This is a genomic window from Sphingobium sp. Ant17, assembly GCF_000588875.1.
Classification (GTDB): Bacteria; Pseudomonadota; Alphaproteobacteria; order Sphingomonadales; family Sphingomonadaceae; genus Sphingobium.
Map to the genome: position 1 here is coordinate 1 of NZ_JEMV01000191.1, position 1,713 is coordinate 1,713.

General features: G+C 58.2%; 2 protein-coding genes. Both read left to right on the forward strand.

Annotated elements, in window-relative coordinates; translation table 11 throughout:
- The first annotated feature begins 165 nt into the window (after positions 1 to 165).
- Positions 166 to 678, forward strand: a complete 513-nt coding sequence (locus BF95_RS25330) for a hypothetical protein (protein ID WP_235210020.1) — start codon at positions 166 to 168, stop codon at positions 676 to 678.
- A 230-nt stretch (positions 679 to 908) separates the two neighbouring features.
- Positions 909 to 1,589, forward strand: coding sequence for a hypothetical protein (locus BF95_RS25335; RefSeq protein ID WP_051520245.1), 681 nt, complete (start codon positions 909 to 911; stop codon positions 1,587 to 1,589).
- The last annotated feature ends 124 nt before the right edge of the window (positions 1,590 to 1,713 follow it).

Genomic DNA, 1,713 nt, shown 5'->3' on the forward strand with positions numbered 1-1,713 from the left:
TCTGACGACTGAAGATGACCAGCAGCTCTTCTCGATCGAACGCATTCGGGAATTTGGGAAGCATCGTGGCARTCGAAAATGACTACCAGCTTGCACGCCAGAACCCGCCGCCGCTGGTGCTCATCGATGAAGAACCAATCGATGAAGCCATGATGGAGCCGGTCCATGGGTGACCATTATGTTCAAGCTTCCTTTGCCTTCACCTGCATGGCACGTGAAGCTGCGTTGATCGAGGAGGCGTGGCAGCACGCGTCCGATCTATTGGGTGATTTTGCCCCGGGGGAACCGAGCGCTGAATTCCTCGCCGCCTTCATGCCGACCGATCTCGCCAATCCGTTCAACGGCCTGCTCGAAATCTTCGATGATCCCGACTTCCCGCATTTCGGGGCTGAGATCGAGATTGCGGGTGCAGCCAAATGCATCGTCGCCATCTATGGCACGACCGACTTCCAGCCAGGTCCGATTGCGGAACTCATCCGGCGCTGTTGCCAGGAGAGCTTGCAAACCGCGCCTGTTGGGTTCGACTGGAGCTATGGCTGTTCGCGCCCACGTCGCGACAGTTTTGGTGGAGGATGGTGTGCGATATTTGCCGATCATGTCGAATTTTGCCAGCACCCAGGAGGAACTGGCGCGCCGGTTGGGCCGATCTGCAGTGACGCCACCGGCGGAGCCGCCTGATCCATGGATCGACTATCCACAATATCCTTCGGTCAATTGGCAGACCGAAGTCGCAACGCGATACGCGTCTTGGCTATCTCGACTGGGTTCTCGCCCGAACTGAAGCAGACCACAGCTTGCCTCCCTCAATGGAATCGCCGTTGGCCTGACGCACTCGCCCCTCCAAATCTGATCGAGCCATAGGGATGACATCATGACCGACGCTAACGCGCCGGGGCGCGTCCGCGCGCCTGTATAGCCAGACCGACCATGACGGACGCGGCAATTTCCATTATGAAGGTGATCTCTATCGCGCCGGCGAAGCGTTGCCATCGCTCGCCTCCCGGATCGAACGCCATCTCGCCCGGCATTTTACTGGCACCAGCTTTGCGATCCGCACCGAGACATTTGCTGGCGGACGCAAGGTCATCGCGGAAATCCTCGATACACCTGACGACCTCACCGTCCGTGAAGCGCAGGACGCCTTTATTTGCGAGGGGCGCGATCAAATGGAACGGTTCGGGTTCACGCGGACCAATCCCTTGCAGGATTTCTGGTCATGCAGTTTCTACGGTGAGGTCCGCATYGGCCAGGCCTATTGGGCAGCATTGGCAAAACGTCAGGGTATCCGCAATCCCGTCGATASGGTCCTATCACTGGCGGCGTTCAAGAAGCGCGTAAAGGCGGGTGATCGGCTGAAGCTTCTSGACGCRCCGTCTGGTCATCGACTGCTTGGAACGACCCGCGACATCACCAAAGTGCGCTCGGGCGACCTGATCCTCGAAGGTCGTTCCTACCTGTCCTTTCCCAGGGCCTCTGCCTTCGCCTGCGACGGCCGTCTGATCCGGATCGCCATCGGCTCGCAATATGGTCCTGACGATCATCTGCTCTACGAATGGCTAAGGCTTCCTGAGCGCCATTTCCTATGGTGATCGCGCTTGTCGAGGCCATGCGCGATAACGGGCATAATTATCAGCGGCACCTTCATGTGACAGCGATCGATGTCGATCCGCGAGCGATCCACATGGCCTATGTTCAACTCTCACTGCTTCATAT